Raw genomic sequence first — 15,104 nt, 5'->3', positions numbered from 1 at the left:
ACCACTTCTGGTCAGTGCAGGCCGGGGATGAACTGGACGATCAGGTCGATCGCCTTGATGCCGACGAACGGCAGGATCAGTCCGCCGATGCCGTAGAGGCCGAGGTTGCGGCGCAGCAGCGACTGCGCGGAGGAGGGCCGGTAGCGCACGCCGCGCAGGGCGAGCGGGATCAGGCCGATGATGATCAGGGCGTTGAAGATGATCGCCGAGGTGATCGCGGACTTCGGCGAGTGCAACCCCATGATGTTGAGGTGCCCGAGGCCCGGGTACACGCTCGCGAACATCGCGGGGATGATCGCGAAGTACTTGGCCACGTCGTTGGCGATCGAGAAGGTCGTCAGCGCGCCTCTGGTGATGAGGAGCTGCTTGCCGATCTCGACGATCTCGATGAGCTTGGTCGGGTTGGAGTCCAGGTCCACCATGTTCCCGGCCTCCTTGGCGGCCGAGGTGCCGGTGTTCATGGCCACACCCACGTCGGCCTGGGCCAGAGCCGGGGCGTCGTTGGTGCCGTCGCCGGTCATCGCGACGAGCTTGCCGCCTGCCTGCTCCTTCTTGATCAGCGCCATCTTGTCCTCGGGAGTGGCCTCCGCGAGGTAGTCGTCGACGCCGGCCTCCTCGGCGATCGCGGCAGCCGTCAGCGGGTTGTCACCCGTGATCATGACCGTCTTGATGCCCATGGCGCGCATCTCCGCGAAGCGCTCCTTGATGCCCGGCTTGACCACGTCCTTCAGGTAGATGACACCCAGGACCCGGGCGGGCGCGGAGCCCTTCTTCTCCGCCACGACGAGCGGGGTGCCGCCGAGGTTGGAGATCCGCTCGACCGCGACATCCAGCTCGTTGCTCGTCTCGCCGCCGTTCTCGGACACCCACGTCGCGACTGCGGCCGCAGCACCCTTGCGGATGGAGTGCTTGCCCGTGGTCTCGTCCAGGTCCACGCCCGACATGCGGGTCTGGGCGGTGAACTCGATCCAGGTGGCGTGCGCGAGCTCGCCCTGGACGCGCTCGCGCAGGCCGTACTTCTCCTTGGCCAGCACCACGATGGAGCGGCCCTCGGGGGTCTCGTCCGCGAGAGACGACAGCTGCGCCGCACTCGCGAGCCCGGCTTCGTCAGCCCCACCCACGGTCACGAACTCGGCGGCCTGGCGGTTGCCGAAGGTGATCGTGCCGGTCTTGTCGAGCAGCAGGGTGGAGACGTCTCCCGCGGCCTCGACGGCGCGGCCGGACATCGCCAGCACGTTGCGCTGGACCAGGCGGTCCATCCCGGCGATACCGATCGCCGACAGCAACGCACCGATCGTGGTCGGGATCAGCGCCACCAGCAGCGAGACCAGCACGATGATCGTCTGCTCGGCGCCCGCGTACTTCGCCATCGGCTGAAGCGTGACGACCGCGAGCAGGAAGACGATCGTCAGCGACGCGAGCAGGATGTTCAGCGCGATCTCGTTCGGCGTCTTCTGCCGGGCCGCGCCCTCGACGAGCGCGATCATGCGGTCGATGAAGGTCTTGCCCGGCTCCGAGGTGATCTTCACGACGACGCGGTCCGACAGCACCTTCGTCCCACCCGTGACGGCACTGCGGTCACCACCGGACTCGCGGATCACGGGCGCGGACTCGCCGGTGATCGCCGACTCGTCGACCGAGGCGACGCCCTCGACGACGTCACCGTCGCCCGGGATGACCTGCCCGGCCTCGACGACCACGAAGTCGCCGAGCCGCAGCTGCGTCGCGGAGACCTCCTCCTCACGCACGCCGGTCGCGCCGGGCGTCCAGTCGCCGACGACGCGGCGCGCGGTGGTGTCGGTACGGGTCTTGCGCAGCGTGTCGGCCTGCGCCTTGCCGCGGCCCTCGGCCACGGCCTCGGCGAGGTTGGCGAAGACGACGGTGAGCCAGAGCCAGACGGTGATCACCCAGGCGAACACCGAGGGCTTCTCGACCGCCGAGATCGTGGTCAGCACCGAGCCGACCTCGACCACGAACATGACCGGGTTCTTGAACATGACGCGCGGGTCGAGCTTCTTGCACGCGTCGGGGAAGGACTTGAGCAGCTGCTTCGGGTCGAGCAGGCCGCCGCCGATACGACGCTCCTCCGGGAGCTCGATCTGGCTGTCTTCCGGCGTCTGCACCGGGGAGCTCAGGGTGGGCGTGGACATCAGTGGAGACCTTCCGCGAGCGGCCCGAGAGCCAGGGCCGGGAAGTAGGTGAGCCCGACGACGATCAGGACGACGCCCGAGAGCATGCCGACGAAGAGCGGGCTGTGGGTCTTGAGGGTGCCGGTGGACTCCGGCGTGTGCTGCTGCTTGGCCAGCGAACCGGCCAGCGCGAGCACGAACACCATCGGCAGGAACCGGCCGAAGGCCATGGCGAGGCCGAGGGCCTCCTGCCAGTGGTTGCTGGTCACCGTGATGCCCGCGAACGCCGAACCGTTGTTGTTGGCCGCCGAGGTGAACGCGTAGAGCACCTCGGAGAAGCCGTGCGGGCCGGTGTTCAGCATGCCGCCGCCGTGACCGGCGCTCAGCGACATCGCCAGGCCCGTGCCGCAGAGCACGATCGCCGGGGTGGTCAGGATGTAGAGGGAGGCGAACTTCATCTCCCGCGCACCCAGCTTCTTGCCCAGGTACTCCGGCGTGCGGCCGACCATCAGACCCGCGACGAACACGGTGACGATCGCCAGCACCAGGATGCCGTACAGGCCCGAACCGGTACCGCCGGGCGCGATCTCACCGAACATCATGTTCAGGATCGTCACGCCACCGCCGAGCGGCGTGTAGGAGTCGTGCATCGAGTTGACCGCACCGGTCGAGGTCAGCGTCGTCGAGGCGGCGAACAGGGAGCTGCCCGGGATGCCGAAGCGGACCTCCTTGCCCTCCATCGCGGCACCGGCGATCTGCGCGGCGGCGCCGGAGTGCTGGTGCTCGAAGAAGGTGATCAGCGCGGCCGAGGCCGTCCAGTACAGGCCCATGACCGAGACGATCGCGTAGCCCTGCTTCTGCGACTTGACCATGGTGCCGAACGTGCGGCACAGCGCGAACGAGATCACCAGCAGCAGGTAGATCTCCAGCAGGTTGGTGAAGGCGTTCGGGTTCTCGAACGGGTGGGCCGAGTTGGCGTTGTAGAAGCCACCGCCGTTGGTGCCCAGCTCCTTGATGACCTCCTGCGAGGCCACCGGACCGCCCGGAATCGACTGCTGCGCACCCGAGAGGGTGTTGATGACGTGCGCGGCGTGCATGTTCTCGACCACGCCGCCCGCGACCAGCACGATCGCGAAGACAACCGAGATCGGCAGCAGCACGCGCAGCACCAGACGGGTCAGGTCGACCCAGAAGTTGCCGAGCGTGTCGGACTTGTGCCGGATGAACCCGCGGATCAGCGCGGTCACCACCGCGATGCCGACGGCCGCGGACAGGAAGTTCTGCACCGCCAGACCGGCCATCTGCACCAGGTGGCCCATCGTCGCCTCACCCGAGTACGACTGCCAGTTGGTGTTGGTGACGAACGAGACCGCGGTGTTCCACGCCATCGCCGGCGAGACCGCCGGGAAGCCCAGCGACAGCCACAGGTGCTCCTGAAGCCGCTGGAAGCCGTAGAGGAAGACCACGGATATGAACGAGAAGGCCAGCACCGAGCGCAGGTATGCGGACCAGGTCTGCTCCGCGTCGCCGTCGACGCCGATCAGCCTGTAGATGCCGCGCTCGACACGCGAGTGCTTGCGCGTGGAGAGCACGTGGGCCATGTAGTCGCCCAGCGGCCGGTAGGACAGGCCCAGCATCAGGACCAGGGCGAGGGCCTGAAGCAGGCCCGCGAGAGTAGCGTTCACTAGAACTTCTCCGGACGGATCAGAGCCGCGACGAGGTAGCCGACCAGAAGAACGGAGACGATCAACCCGACGATGTTGTCAGCGCTCACAGCCGCTCCACCCCCTTGACGATCAGAGCGAGGATCGCGAACACGGCGATCGTCACCCCCACGAAGAACAGGTCCTGCACGGGAATCGCACCCCAGAAGAACGAGAGCTCCAACCCGGCCCGGGAGACTTCCCGGCGGGTGCCGCCGACGGCAGCACGGAAAGGAAAGCGCATGTGAGGGGCGCGTCTGGGCAACCTTGACGCCTCGTATGCGCCCGCTGCCGGAACCTGAGCACAGCCTTAGCGGAGCCGATGCCGGACCGAGACCGACGAGACCGGAACGTGACCGACGCGCGGAACCCGCGCGACGGCCCGGCCGTTCAGAGCGCCTCGGCTCAGGTCGCGGCCAGCAGCACCGCCAGGGCGGCCAGCACGGCGATCGCGCCCAGTGCGATGAACACCCGCTCCCTGCCTCTGCCCTCGTAGCCCTCGACCAAGATCTCCCGCGGGTCCGCGGGGTCGTAACGCAGCCAGACCTCCCGGCCGTCCGACAGCCCGGCGGGCCCGAAGACCTCCATGACCAGCTCGCGCTCGTCCTCGGTGGTGAACTGCAGCAACGGCCGGGTCGCTCCCGGCCGCCGACGGACGAGTGCGCGGACCCGGCGCCCGTCGCGGCTGATCCGGCGCGCATCGACCAGGCCGGATACACCCGCGAGGTAGGCGGCCAGGCCACCGAGCCCGAGGAACACGGCCGTCGCGATCCCGCCGGCTCCGCTCATCACTCCCCTTCCCTTCACGTCCGCTCCGGGAAGGGCACCATCCTCCCGACCCCACCCCACTGCCCAGTCTGCGCCTCGGTCGAACACCGGTCGGCACATACGGTCAGGGCGGCGTCAAGGACGGGGCCGCCGACGTACGGGAAGCGTCAAGATGCCTGGATCGGGGTCGGCGGACGGCGTGGAATGGATCCGTGGCCTCCGGACGGACAGGGGCTCCCGCAGCAAGAAAGAAGTGAGTGCCATGGTCCAGACATCGACGACGCCGACCCCGCGAGTGATCGTCGGTGTGCGGGACCGCGTCGGCGACGCGGCACTGCTGCGCCGAGCGGCGGCCGAGGCGCGCCGACGGCACGCCGTGCTGGTACCCGTACTTGCCTGGACCCCGGTCGGCGGCGAGGCGCTGTACCGCACCCACCCCAGCCGGGAACTCGAGCACGCGTGGGAGCGCAACGCCTGCGCCGAGCTCGACGAGCTGGTGACCGACACCTTCGGCCCGGAGGAGCCGGTGCGGGTCCAGCCTGTCGTGGTCCGAGCCGAGACCCTGCGTGACGCCGTGGCCGCTGTCGCGGTGCGCGAGGGCGACCTCGTGTTCGCCGAGACGCCGCGCCCGTCTGTGTGGGAGCGGCTCGGTCTGCGCCTCCACGGTTCGGAACACCACCGCGTCGCCCTGGCCGGCTGACCGGCCCCGGTCGGTCTGACGACCCATCAAGGCGACGTTAAGGACCGATACGTCCGATATTGACCCTCTCCCCTGCGTGCTCCTAGGCTGCTCGGTGCCCTCGGGCCCGCCGAAGCGCCCGAGGTGTCAGGGAGGTGGTGCTCCATGGGTGTACTGATCCCGATCCTGCTGTGGTGCGGCCTGATCACGCTCTGGCTGGTCACTCCGCGCCGCCCGGTCTGGCAAGCGCGCAAGCGCAGCCGCACGACGGCGGCCGCCCTGGCCGCGCACGACGGCATGGCCACGGTGCCGGACGGCGCCGTGGGTCCATGGCCCTGGCACGCGGCCCCGTTCCACTACGGCGCGCACCGGAGCCGCGAAGAGGTGGCACGTGGACAGCTCGCCGGGCGCCCCGCTCGCAGCTACGCCTACTGCTGCGTCGACAACGGCGTCGCGCGCTGGTCCGATGTGCTCGAGCTCAGCCTGCTGACGGAGAGCGCAACCCTGGAGGTCTTCCACGAGCCGCCGTACTCCTCCGCCTCGGTCTCACTGCCCACCAACCTCGTGGTCCAGGCGACCGGCGACGTCGCGACGGACCAGGCCTGGCAGGTGCGATACGACAGCGCCGCACCGCAGGACCGGGAGCCGGCGCGGGCGATCGCATCCCGCCTGAGCGGGGCGCCCGAGCGGTTCTCCCTGCGCGCCCAGGGCGGGACGCTCGTGGTCTGGCGCGACGGGGGGTTCGATTCGGCAGCGAGCGCCGAGTACTGCGCAGAGGCGGCGCTCGCGGCGGTCGCCGCGTTCAGCGCGAGCCGCCCGGTTCCGGCAGCGGCGTGAACATGGGCTCGGCCAGGCCGCTGTCCGACTCGGCCGAGCCCTGCGCGCCGTCCAGATCGATGACAGCCGACTTCGCCAACGCCAGCAGGGCGCGGTGTCGGCGCAGCACGTCCTCGCGGTCCGCCGCCTCCGGTACCGACGACCGGCAGGAGGAGGCGATCAGTTCGCCCTGCCCGACCAACAGCGCCCGTCGGTCCGGGTCCTCGGTGCGCTCCATCACTTTGATGAGCGCATCGAGCTGACGGATCATCACTGCCGGCATGCCGACGCCCGCCTGTCGGACCTTCTCGAAGGAACGCTGCACCAGCCGCTCGTAGGACGCCTGGTAGGCGATGAGCCGGACGTATCCGTCCGCGTCGCGGTGGATCCGGCGCGAGTGCCAGCCCGGGCCGATCCTGGCCAGGCACTCCCCCAGCCAGTCGATGCAGGTCAGCGCGGTGAACGTGTCGTTGACGGCCGGAGACAGAGCCCGGATGGCAATCTCGACCAGTTGGTCGACGCCGAAGGAGATGTCCTGGGTCAGTGTCCGGTACGGCCCGGTGACCTGTCCGCGCTCCAGACCGGCGGCCACCTTCGGCGCGGCCTCGGCCGGCCACACCCGTGCCAGCGGACTGCCCGCGACGAGAAAGTGGCCGGGCCGGTAGAGGAGGTGGACGACCGCATCCGCCTCGTGGGCGATGGCGATCAGCCGGTCGTGCCGCAGGTACTGGAGATACCCGGATGCGGTGGTCCGCACCGGCGCGGAGGTCGCGCATCGCTCGATCAGCTCGCGTGGCGACAATCCGCGCTGCCGCCCGCCCACGCCGGTCGCGTCCTCGCGTCCCTCCACCTCGATGGCACGCGCCAGATCCGCGGCGATGTCGGCGATGACATGCGGGAGTTGAATCGCGCGGGCGATGTGGTGGATGAAATAGATCAGCATCGCCAGGTCGACCAGGGTCAGCCCGAGGGCGACCGTCACCGACAGGTGCGGCACGAAGTCGCCGCGCGGCCCGGGGCTGACGGCGACCAGCACGAGCACGGAGTACAGGAACGTCGCCACGAACGTGCCGAGGGTGAGCTGGGTGCCCCGGTCGCGGATGAAGTTGCGCAGCATGCGCGGCCCGAACTGGGTCGAGGCGAGGGTCAGCGCCACGATGGTGATCGAGAAGACCAGACCTGCCACGGTGATGATCGCCGCGGCGATGGTGCTCAGCACCTGTCTGGCACCGTCCGCGCTTCCGCTCAGCACCCAGGAGGGCAGCCGCAAGTGGCCCTCGTAGGCGGCCCAGTCAACCTTGAGCGACGCGCCGAAGAGCACCACGGCGACGGCCGCCTCCAGCGCCGGCACGACCCACAGGTTGGTGCGCAGCCGCTCGCGGCGCCAGTCGTGGACACGGAAGCCTTGACGTGAGAACACCCGGGGTCACCTCGCCCGACGCGGCGCGACGGCATCTCGTCCGCCTCCTGAGCGGTGCCGCGCGCAGTGCCGACCAGACTTCCCGGCTCCCCGTGACGAGAGCCTAGCGGCCACGACCGGTTCGCGGGATCACGATTGCGCGTCGTCGCTAGCCGTCGTTCAGGTAGCGGCTGCCACGCCGGGTGGGGAAGAGCAGGTCAGCCAGGCAGACCCGGACGCCGTTCCCGGCCGTCCGACCCAAGTCGTAGTGGGCGAACGGCAGTCGCGCCGCGGCCGCGATCTCGGCAAGGCCCTGCGCCTCCAGTCGACGTGAACGGAAGCGCACCAGCACATACCCGTCGTCGTCGAGCAGCAGCAGCCGTCCCCATAGGCCCGACTCGTGCACCAGCACGAGCATCGCCGGGCGCTGGACGAGAGCCGCCACCCGACGCAGACCCGGCACAGGCGGTTCGGTCGCGACCGGACGCGGCACGGCATCCTGCGGCGTGTCGGAGAGGGGGACCCGGAGGCGGTCCCCGCCCTTCGTGGTCAGCAACAGCGCCTGGCCGTCCCAGAGGACGGGAGTCTCCCGTGGGTCACGTACCTGCTGCAGTCCGCGCCCGCGCAGCAGCGGCACACCTCGCGAGCGCAGCGCCACCGGCCGGCCCGGGGCGTCGGGCGCGGGTTCCTCCCGCAGAGGCCGCGGCAGCCCGTGGGCCCCGCGCTCCAGGTCGAAGTCCCGGACGGCCGCCGCCGTCGCCTCGACCGTGCCCCAACGGCGCGGATCGGTCAGTGTGTCCGCGATCCTCCTGCGTGTGCTCGTCCGCCGCACCGCCTCGCGCAGAGCGCCTGGCCACAGCAGCCAGGTGACGGGTTCCGCAAGGCCCGGCAAGGGCGAGAGGAGCGCCAGCGTGCGCGCCGCATCCAGCCACTGTCGCGATCGGACCGAACAGTCGACGAACGCACCGTCCGGTCCGCCGCCCAGCTGCCAGAGTTCGCACCACTCCCAGACGGCGGCACCCACCACAGCGCCGCAGGCTCCGAAGAGCAGCAGCACGGACAGCCGCCAGCCGATGCGCCGGTGCCGGCTGCGCAGTCGCAGCAGGGCTGGGAGGTGTCGCCCGGGCGCGCGCCAGACCGGCCAGGTGGCGGCCATGAGCCAGACCGGCCAGGCCGAGACGAAGAAGAGGTCGCAGTACGGCTGCGGGGTGTTGTCCGCCCCGAGGACGAAGAGCACGAACCCGGCTACGACCAGAGTGGTCGTAGCCGACCACCGTAACGGTCGCGCCCAGCGCCGGCGGGCGGCGGCCAGCCTCCGCCACACCCGTGCTGCCACTGCCCCCACCCTGTCCCCCCACAGTGCAGCAGGGGCATGCGCCGTCCCTGGCCACATGCCCCTGCGCTCGCTCTCCCACCAGGGCGCGGTCAGGCGCCTTGCGAGTCCTGACCGCCACCGGAAAGCATCCCGGCTCCTCAGCTCCCCACGAGTTTCCGAGCCGGTCCCCCGGTCGATCAAGCTACCCCCGCTCGCAGAGGGCTCCGACCGTCCCTTACGCCCCCTTGGCGTTCGCCCGGCCAACCCTGACACTTCCTTGACGGGCCACGTCCACGCAGGTCAGCGGCGTGTGACGCGCACCACGCAGCACGGGGCGGTACCGGTCGGCCGCAGACCCGAGCGGCAGGCCGGACCGGCCTCCGACGGGCCTCAGGCTAAGGAACTGACAAGATCTCACCTCTCCACGTCAGAGGCCCGTCAGGACAGCCGCAACACATCCACACCCCTCGGCAGAGTGTTCGTTCGCAACACCGGGGACGGCCCGGAACGGGGTGGGGTCGCGCACGGCGCGGCTCGCGGAAGGAATGTGCGCGACGATGGCCACTGTCGGCGAGGAGACCCTGCCACCCACCACCGAACGGAACGCACCACCAATGCGGGCTTCCGGGGCCGTGGGCCTGCGGCGACTCCGTCGGCTGCGTCCGCGCACGGTGCCGTCCCGGCTGCGCTGGTTCACTGCAGGCTGTCTGCTGCTGACCGCGGTCCTTGGCGCCGTCGGGCTCACGACGGCCTTCGGCGCGCAGAGCGCCTGGTCCGCCATCGGCGACCGGCAGGCGCCGCAGGTCGTCGACGCCGCCGGGCTCTACCAGGCCCTGACCGACCTGGACGCGCAGAGCGCCAACCTGATCATGTTCGGAGCGGACGGTTCCCTGGCGAGCCAGCGCACCGCCGCCCTGTCCGCGTACACGGCGGACCGCGCGACCGCCGACCGTGACCTGCAACGGGCCACCCTCGACGCGGCCGGGAATGCGAGCGTGCAGCAGGCCCTGCAGGACGTCCTCGACGGCATGGGCCGCTATCAGGACCTGGACGGTCGCGCGCTCGCCCTCAACGACGCCGCACACCGACCGGCGGGGCGCTCCGACGCCGCGGCCGTCGCCGACTACAGCCAGGCCACCGACCTGATGCGGACCACCCTGCTCCCGGCCGCGGACCGGCTGGTGCAGGCGAACAACGACGCCTACAACCAGACCTACGACACCGAGCGGTCCACTCTGGCCACGGGCCTGTGGTGGACGGTCGCCCTGGGCGTCGCCGCGCTGGCCGCCCTGATCGGCCTCCAGGTCTGGCTTGCCGCGCGCTTCAAGCGCCTGATCAACCCCGCCCTCGCGGCCAGCACCCTGCTCGTGCTGCTCTTCACCGGCCTCGCCGGCAGCATGTGGGCGGACGAGCGCGAGCACCTGCGCTACGCCCGCCGGGACGCGTTCGACTCCGTTGTGGCGCTCAGCCGTGCCCGCGCCGTGGTCTACGACGCGAACGCGGACGAGAGCCGCTACCTGCTGGACCCGGGGCGCGCCGCGCAGTACCAGGACGCGTTCGAGGCCAAGAGCCAGCAGATCCTCGCGCTGTCCGGCGCCTCGATCAGCGACTACGACTCGGCGCTGGCCGCCGCCGTGACCGCCTACCGGGCCGACCACGCCGACGTGCGGTTCCGTGGCTTCTACGGCACCGAGTTCCACAACATCACCTTCACCGGTGAGCGGGCTGCGGCCGAGCAGACTCTGGCCGCCTACCAGGCCTACGAGCGCGACGACCGCACGATCCGTGCCCTCGCTGCGAGCGGGAAGCTGGACCAGGCGATCGCCTTCTGCACCAGCTACGCGCCGGGGGCCTCCAACGCCACCTTCGCCGACCACGACGCCGCCCTGCAGAAGCTGATCGGGATCAACAGCGCGGCGTTCGACCAGGGTGTCAAGGACGGTCGCGGCGAGCTCGCCTCGCGGATCCCGCTGCTGGCCGGGGGTCTCGGGCTCGCGCTGGTGCTGTGCCTGGTCGGGGTGCGCCCGCGGCTGCGCGAGTTCCGCGGCTGAACCGCCGCGGAGTCGAGCTCCGGATCGATCATGACCGCTAAGGGAGTGCAAAGGTTCCACATGCGACCGCATGGGTGGCGTTAAGGGATGCGTTAACGCCCGCACCGACACGGTTTGCTGGGCGATGCCGCCGATGCGGCGCCGCCGACCGGGTGATCCACGGCGGGTCAGACGTCCCTACCACTCCTGGGGTGCATCCCTCATGCTCGACGTGCTCTTCGTCGGGGTGACGGTCGCGGTTTTCGTGGTCATCGCCCTGATCGTCAAGGGGGTGGAGAAGCTGTGACCTCCTTCCAGCGCTCCACCGCCGTGGCCACCTCCGTGCTCCTCGCGGAGGTGGTCCGGTGAGTGCGGACAACATCGTCGGGCTGATCGTCGCGATAGCCCTCACCGCGTACCTGGTCGCCGCTCTGATCCGCCCGGAGAAGTTCTAGTGAACGCAACCCTCGCGGGCTTCCTTCAAGCCCTCGCCCTCGTCGCCGCCCTGGCTCTGTCCTACCGGCCGCTGGGTGACTACATGGCCCACGTGCTCACCACGCGCAAGCACTGGCGAGTCGAGCGCGGCATCTACAAGCTGATCGGCGTCAACGGTGACGCGGAGCAGACCTGGACCGCTTACCTGCGCTCCATTCTGGCCTTCTCCTTCGTCTCGGTGCTGTTCCTCTACGCGTTCCAGCGCCTGCAGAACGACCTGTGGCTCTCACTGGGCTTCCCGGCGGTCACCCCTGCGACCGCCTGGAACACCGCCGCCTCCTTCGTCACCAACACCAACTGGCAGTCGTACTCGGGTGAGTCGACCATGGGCCACCTGGTGCAGATGGGGGGCCTGGCGGTGCAGAACTTCGTCTCCGCCGCCGTCGGCATCGCGGTGGTCGCCGCGCTGATCCGGGGCTTCACCCGGCAACGGACCGACCAACTCGGCAACTTCTGGGTCGACCTGACCCGGATCGTGGTGCGCGTACTGCTGCCGATCTCCGTCGTCTTCGCGATGGTGCTGGTGGCCGGCGGCGTCATCCAGAACTTCCACGCGGACCAGGTCGTGCACACCCTGACTGGCGGCGCTCAGTCGATCACCGGCGGTCCGGTGGCCTCGCAGGAGGTCATCAAGGAGCTGGGCACCAACGGCGGTGGCTTCTACAACGCCAACTCGGCCCACCCGTTCGAGAACCCGAACCCCTTCACCAACTGGCTGGAGATCTACCTCCTCCTGGTGATCTCGTTCGCGCTGTGCCGGACCTTCGGCAAGTTGGTCGGCTCCAACAAGCAGGGCTACGCGATTGTCTCGGTCATGGGCCTGTACTGGGCGGCCTCGGCCGCGCTGATCACGTTCTTCGAGCACCAGCACTCCGGCGCCGCCGCGAAGATCGCGGGCGCCGCCATGGAGGGCAAGGAGGTGCGCTTCGGCATCCCCGCCTCGGCGCTCTTCTCAGCCTCGACCACGCTGACGTCCACCGGTGCGGTCAACTCGATGCACGACTCGTACACTCCGCTCGGTGGCGGTATGGACATCCTCAACATGATGTTCGGCGAGATCGCTCCCGGCGGTACTGGTTCGGGCCTGTACGGCATCCTGGTGCTGGCCATCGTCACGGTCTTCGTCGCGGGTCTGATGGTCGGCCGCACGCCGGAGTACCTGGGCAAGAAGATCAGCTCGCGGGAGATGAAGTTCGCCTCCCTCTACATCCTCGCCACCCCGGCGATCGTGCTCTGCGGCACCGGCCTGGCGATGTCACTCAAGGCCGGTCACGGCGGCGGGATGCTGAACACCGGCCCGCACGGCTTCTCCGAGGTGCTCTACGCCTTCACCTCCGCGGCCAACAACAACGGTTCGGCGTTCGCGGGCCTGACGGTCACCAGCACGCACTGGCAGCTGGCGCTCGGCTTGGCAATGCTCTTCGGCCGCTTCCTGCCGATGGTGTTCGTGCTCGCGCTGGCCGGTTCGCTGGCCAAGCAGCAGCACACGCCGGAGTCCACCGGCACCCTCAAGACCCACAGCCCCCTGTTCGTCGGCATGCTCTCGGGCGTGATCCTCATCGTCGTCGGGCTCACCTACTTCCCGGCCCTGGCACTCGGGCCGCTCGCGGAGGGCCTGCACTGATGTCCACCCCCACTGTCACCACTCCCGACGCGCCGGACGCAGTCGACCTCTCGGAGGTCTCCGAGCGCAAGATCGGTGGCGGCCTGCTCGACCCGAAGCAGCTGCTCAAGTCCTTCCCCGACGCGTGCAAGAAGCTCGACCCGCGGGTGATGATCAAGAACCCGGTCATGTTCGTGGTCGAGGTCGGCTCGGTGCTGACCACGATCTCGGCGGTCGAGAAGCCGTCGGTGTTCGCCTGGGTGATCACCGTCTGGCTCTGGCTCACCGTCGTCTTCGCCAACCTCGCCGAGGCCGTCGCGGAGGGCCGCGGCAAGGCGCAGGCCGACACGCTGCGCAAGACCAAGACCGACACCGCCGCCCGTCGCATCGTGGGCGACTGGAAGTCCGGCACTCCAGCGGACCAGGTCCGTGAGGAGGACATTCCGGCCGCGCAGCTCCGTCTCGGCGACTTCGTGATCGTCGAGGCCGGCCAGGTCATCCCCGGCGACGGTGACGTCGTCGAGGGCGTCGCCTCGGTCGACGAGTCGGCGATCACCGGCGAGTCCGCGCCCGTCATCCGCGAGTCCGGTGGTGACCGCAGTGCCGTCACGGGTGGGACGAAGGTGCTGTCGGACCGCGTCGTCGTGAAGATCACCTCGGAGCCGGGCAAGACCTTCATCGACCGCATGATCGCGCTCGTCGAGGGCGCGGCCCGGCAGAAGACGCCGAACGAGATCGCCCTGAACATCCTGCTCGCGTCCCTGACGATCGTCTTCCTGCTCGCGGTCGTCACGCTGCAGCCGATGGCGAAGTACGCCGGGGCCGAGCAGACGATCATCGTCCTGGTAGCTCTGCTGGTGGCCCTGATCCCGACCACCATCGGCGCCCTGCTGTCCGCAATCGGTATCGCCGGGATGGACCGCCTGGTCCAGCGCAACGTGCTGGCGATGTCCGGCCGCGCCGTCGAGGCCGCGGGCGACGTCTCCACCCTGCTGCTCGACAAGACCGGCACCATCACCTTCGGCAACCGCCAGGCCGCCGAGTTCGTCCCGGTCAGCGGCGTCGGCGAGGCCGACCTGGCCAACGCCGCCCAGCTCTCCTCCCTCGCGGACGAGACGCCGGAAGGCCGCTCCATCGTGGTGCTGGCCAAGGACAAGTACGGCCTGCGCGAGCGCGTCCAGGGCGAGCTCGCGCACGCCACCTGGATCGAGTTCACCGCCCAGACCCGCATGTCCGGCGTCGACGTCGACGGCCACTCGATCCGCAAGGGCGCGGCCGCAGCCGTCGCCAACTGGGTCAAGGAGAACGGCGGCTCGACCGACAACGAGCTGGATGTCGCGGTCGAGCGGATCTCCAACCTCGGCGGCACCCCGCTCGTCGTGGCGGAGAAGAAGGGCTCCGCGCCCGCCCGGGTCCTGGGTGTCATCTACCTGAAGGACGTGGTCAAGCCGGGCATCAAGGAGCGCTTCGCGGAGATGCGCGCCATGGGCATCAAGACGGTCATGATCACGGGTGACAACCCGCTGACGGCCGCCGCGATCGCCGAGGAGGCCGGCGTCGACGACTACCTCGCGGAGGCCACTCCCGAGGACAAGATGGCGCTGATCAAGAAGGAGCAGGCAGGCGGCAAGCTCGTCGCGATGACCGGCGACGGCACCAACGACGCCCCGGCTCTGGCCCAGGCCGACGTGGGTGTGGCCATGAACACCGGGACCTCGGCCGCCAAGGAGGCCGGGAACATGGTGGACCTGGACTCCAACCCGACCAAGCTCATCGAGATCGTCGAGATCGGCAAGCAACTCCTCATCACCCGAGGCGCGCTGACGACCTTCTCGATCGCCAACGACGTGGCCAAGTACTTCGCGATCATCCCCGCGATGTTCGCCAGCGTGTACCCGGGCCTGGGGCACCTCAACATCATGGGGTTGCACTCGCCGAAGTCCGCGATCACCTCGGCGATCATCTTCAACGCCCTGATCATCATCGGCCTGATCCCGCTCGCCCTGCGCGGCGTGCGCTACCGGCCCTCCTCCGCGCAGTCGCTGCTGCGCCGCAACCTCGGCCTCTACGGCGTCGGCGGACTGATCCTGCCCTTCGTCGGTATCAAGGCGATCGACCTGATCGTCCAGTTCATCCCCGGCCTGCACTGAGAATGAAGAGAGTTGAA

At 69.6% G+C, this 15,104-nt stretch carries 14 protein-coding genes; 7 read left to right on the top strand and 7 right to left on the bottom strand.

Translation table 11 applies throughout. The features are described from left to right. Positions 1–11: 11 nt before the first annotated feature. The 5 genes from kdpB (ABH931_RS25050) to ABH931_RS25030 all read right to left on the bottom strand — a co-directional run bounded on the left by kdpB (ABH931_RS25050) (position 12) and on the right by ABH931_RS25030 (position 4,621). On the bottom strand, positions 12–2,150 hold the full coding sequence (gene kdpB / locus ABH931_RS25050) for a potassium-transporting ATPase subunit KdpB (protein WP_370117345.1): 2,139 nt from the start codon (positions 2,148–2,150) through the stop codon (positions 12–14). Continuing rightward, a complete protein-coding gene (kdpA, locus tag ABH931_RS25045) occupies positions 2,150–3,814 on the bottom strand; it encodes a potassium-transporting ATPase subunit KdpA (protein ID WP_370117342.1) in 1,665 nt (554 codons plus the stop codon). Before kdpA (ABH931_RS25045) ends, kdpB (ABH931_RS25050) begins: the two co-directional genes overlap by 1 nt. Continuing rightward, the gene (gene kdpF / locus ABH931_RS25040) at positions 3,814–3,903 is read right to left on the bottom strand and encodes a K(+)-transporting ATPase subunit F (protein WP_111499333.1); all 90 of its coding nucleotides are present in this window, start codon (positions 3,901–3,903) and stop codon (positions 3,814–3,816) included. Before kdpF (ABH931_RS25040) ends, kdpA (ABH931_RS25045) begins: the two co-directional genes overlap by 1 nt. Next, positions 3,900–4,076: a hypothetical protein gene (locus ABH931_RS25035; RefSeq protein WP_370117338.1), complete on the bottom strand. Its 177-nt coding sequence runs from the start codon at positions 4,074–4,076 to the stop codon at positions 3,900–3,902. Before ABH931_RS25035 ends, kdpF (ABH931_RS25040) begins: the two co-directional genes overlap by 4 nt. Before the next feature lie 161 nt (positions 4,077–4,237). Then, the gene (locus ABH931_RS25030; protein ID WP_370117336.1) at positions 4,238–4,621 is read right to left on the bottom strand and encodes a DUF3592 domain-containing protein; all 384 of its coding nucleotides are present in this window, start codon (positions 4,619–4,621) and stop codon (positions 4,238–4,240) included. 241 nt (positions 4,622–4,862) lie between these two features. Between ABH931_RS25030 and ABH931_RS25025 the strand changes: the two genes are divergently transcribed. Together ABH931_RS25025 and ABH931_RS25020 are read left to right on the top strand one after the other, a co-directional pair. Next, positions 4,863–5,300, top strand: coding sequence for a hypothetical protein (locus ABH931_RS25025; protein ID WP_370117333.1), 438 nt, complete (start codon positions 4,863–4,865; stop codon positions 5,298–5,300). 144 nt (positions 5,301–5,444) lie between these two features. Continuing rightward, positions 5,445–6,116 carry a hypothetical protein gene (locus ABH931_RS25020; RefSeq protein WP_370117330.1) on the top strand — a complete coding sequence of 224 codons (672 nt, stop codon included), beginning with the start codon at positions 5,445–5,447 and terminating at the stop codon, positions 6,114–6,116. Here the strand turns inward: ABH931_RS25020 and ABH931_RS25015 are convergent. Together ABH931_RS25015 and ABH931_RS25010 are read right to left on the bottom strand one after the other, a co-directional pair. Further along, positions 6,082–7,515, bottom strand: coding sequence for a DUF2254 domain-containing protein (locus ABH931_RS25015; RefSeq protein ID WP_370117328.1), 1,434 nt, complete (start codon positions 7,513–7,515; stop codon positions 6,082–6,084). The two genes, ABH931_RS25020 and ABH931_RS25015, sit on opposite strands and share 35 nt — an antisense overlap. A gap of 148 nt (positions 7,516–7,663) precedes the next feature. After that, positions 7,664–8,830 carry a hypothetical protein gene (locus tag ABH931_RS25010; RefSeq protein WP_370117325.1) on the bottom strand — a complete coding sequence of 389 codons (1,167 nt, stop codon included), beginning with the start codon at positions 8,828–8,830 and terminating at the stop codon, positions 7,664–7,666. A 593-nt stretch (positions 8,831–9,423) separates the two neighbouring features. On the opposite strand from ABH931_RS25010, the gene ABH931_RS25005 reads away from it, so the two are divergent. The 5 genes from ABH931_RS25005 to kdpB (ABH931_RS24985) all read left to right on the top strand — a co-directional run bounded on the left by ABH931_RS25005 (position 9,424) and on the right by kdpB (ABH931_RS24985) (position 15,087). Further along, positions 9,424–10,860, top strand: a complete 1,437-nt coding sequence (locus ABH931_RS25005) for a hypothetical protein (protein ID WP_370117322.1) — start codon at positions 9,424–9,426, stop codon at positions 10,858–10,860. A gap of 133 nt (positions 10,861–10,993) precedes the next feature. Continuing rightward, entirely contained in the window at positions 10,994–11,146 is a 153-nt protein-coding gene (locus tag ABH931_RS25000) for a hypothetical protein (protein ID WP_370117320.1), read from the top strand. A gap of 58 nt (positions 11,147–11,204) precedes the next feature. Beyond that, positions 11,205–11,294, top strand: coding sequence for a K(+)-transporting ATPase subunit F (gene kdpF / locus ABH931_RS24995; RefSeq protein WP_042379818.1), 90 nt, complete (start codon positions 11,205–11,207; stop codon positions 11,292–11,294). Then, positions 11,294–12,958 carry a potassium-transporting ATPase subunit KdpA gene (kdpA, locus tag ABH931_RS24990; protein WP_370117316.1) on the top strand — a complete coding sequence of 555 codons (1,665 nt, stop codon included), beginning with the start codon at positions 11,294–11,296 and terminating at the stop codon, positions 12,956–12,958. The genes kdpF (ABH931_RS24995) and kdpA (ABH931_RS24990) overlap by 1 nt, the downstream gene beginning before the upstream one ends. Further along, positions 12,958–15,087 carry a potassium-transporting ATPase subunit KdpB gene (gene kdpB / locus ABH931_RS24985; protein WP_370117313.1) on the top strand — a complete coding sequence of 710 codons (2,130 nt, stop codon included), beginning with the start codon at positions 12,958–12,960 and terminating at the stop codon, positions 15,085–15,087. Before kdpA (ABH931_RS24990) ends, kdpB (ABH931_RS24985) begins: the two co-directional genes overlap by 1 nt. Positions 15,088–15,104 lie beyond the last annotated feature (17 nt).

It is taken from the genome of Streptacidiphilus sp. MAP12-33, assembly GCF_041261265.1.
Lineage (GTDB): Bacteria > Actinomycetota > Actinomycetes > Streptomycetales > Streptomycetaceae > Streptacidiphilus.
This window is presented reverse-complemented; position numbering and strand designations above follow the sequence as displayed.

What these genes read in the sequence shown, in the direction of transcription:
- ABH931_RS25030 (WP_370117336.1), bottom strand. Translation starts at nt 4,621, where the DNA reads ATGAGCGGAGCCGGCGGGATCGCGACGGCCGTGTTCCTCGGGCTCGGT.
- ABH931_RS25000 (WP_370117320.1), top strand. Translation starts at nt 10,994, where the DNA reads ATGCGGCGCCGCCGACCGGGTGATCCACGGCGGGTCAGACGTCCCTAC.
- kdpB (WP_370117313.1), top strand. Translation starts at nt 12,958, where the DNA reads ATGTCCACCCCCACTGTCACCACTCCCGACGCGCCGGACGCAGTCGAC.
- ABH931_RS25035 (WP_370117338.1), bottom strand. Translation starts at nt 4,076, where the DNA reads ATGCGCTTTCCTTTCCGTGCTGCCGTCGGCGGCACCCGCCGGGAAGTC.
- ABH931_RS25020 (WP_370117330.1), top strand. Translation starts at nt 5,445, where the DNA reads ATGGGTGTACTGATCCCGATCCTGCTGTGGTGCGGCCTGATCACGCTC.
- ABH931_RS25005 (WP_370117322.1), top strand. Translation starts at nt 9,424, where the DNA reads ATGCGGGCTTCCGGGGCCGTGGGCCTGCGGCGACTCCGTCGGCTGCGT.
- kdpB (WP_370117345.1), bottom strand. Translation starts at nt 2,150, where the DNA reads ATGTCCACGCCCACCCTGAGCTCCCCGGTGCAGACGCCGGAAGACAGC.
- ABH931_RS25025 (WP_370117333.1), top strand. Translation starts at nt 4,863, where the DNA reads ATGGTCCAGACATCGACGACGCCGACCCCGCGAGTGATCGTCGGTGTG.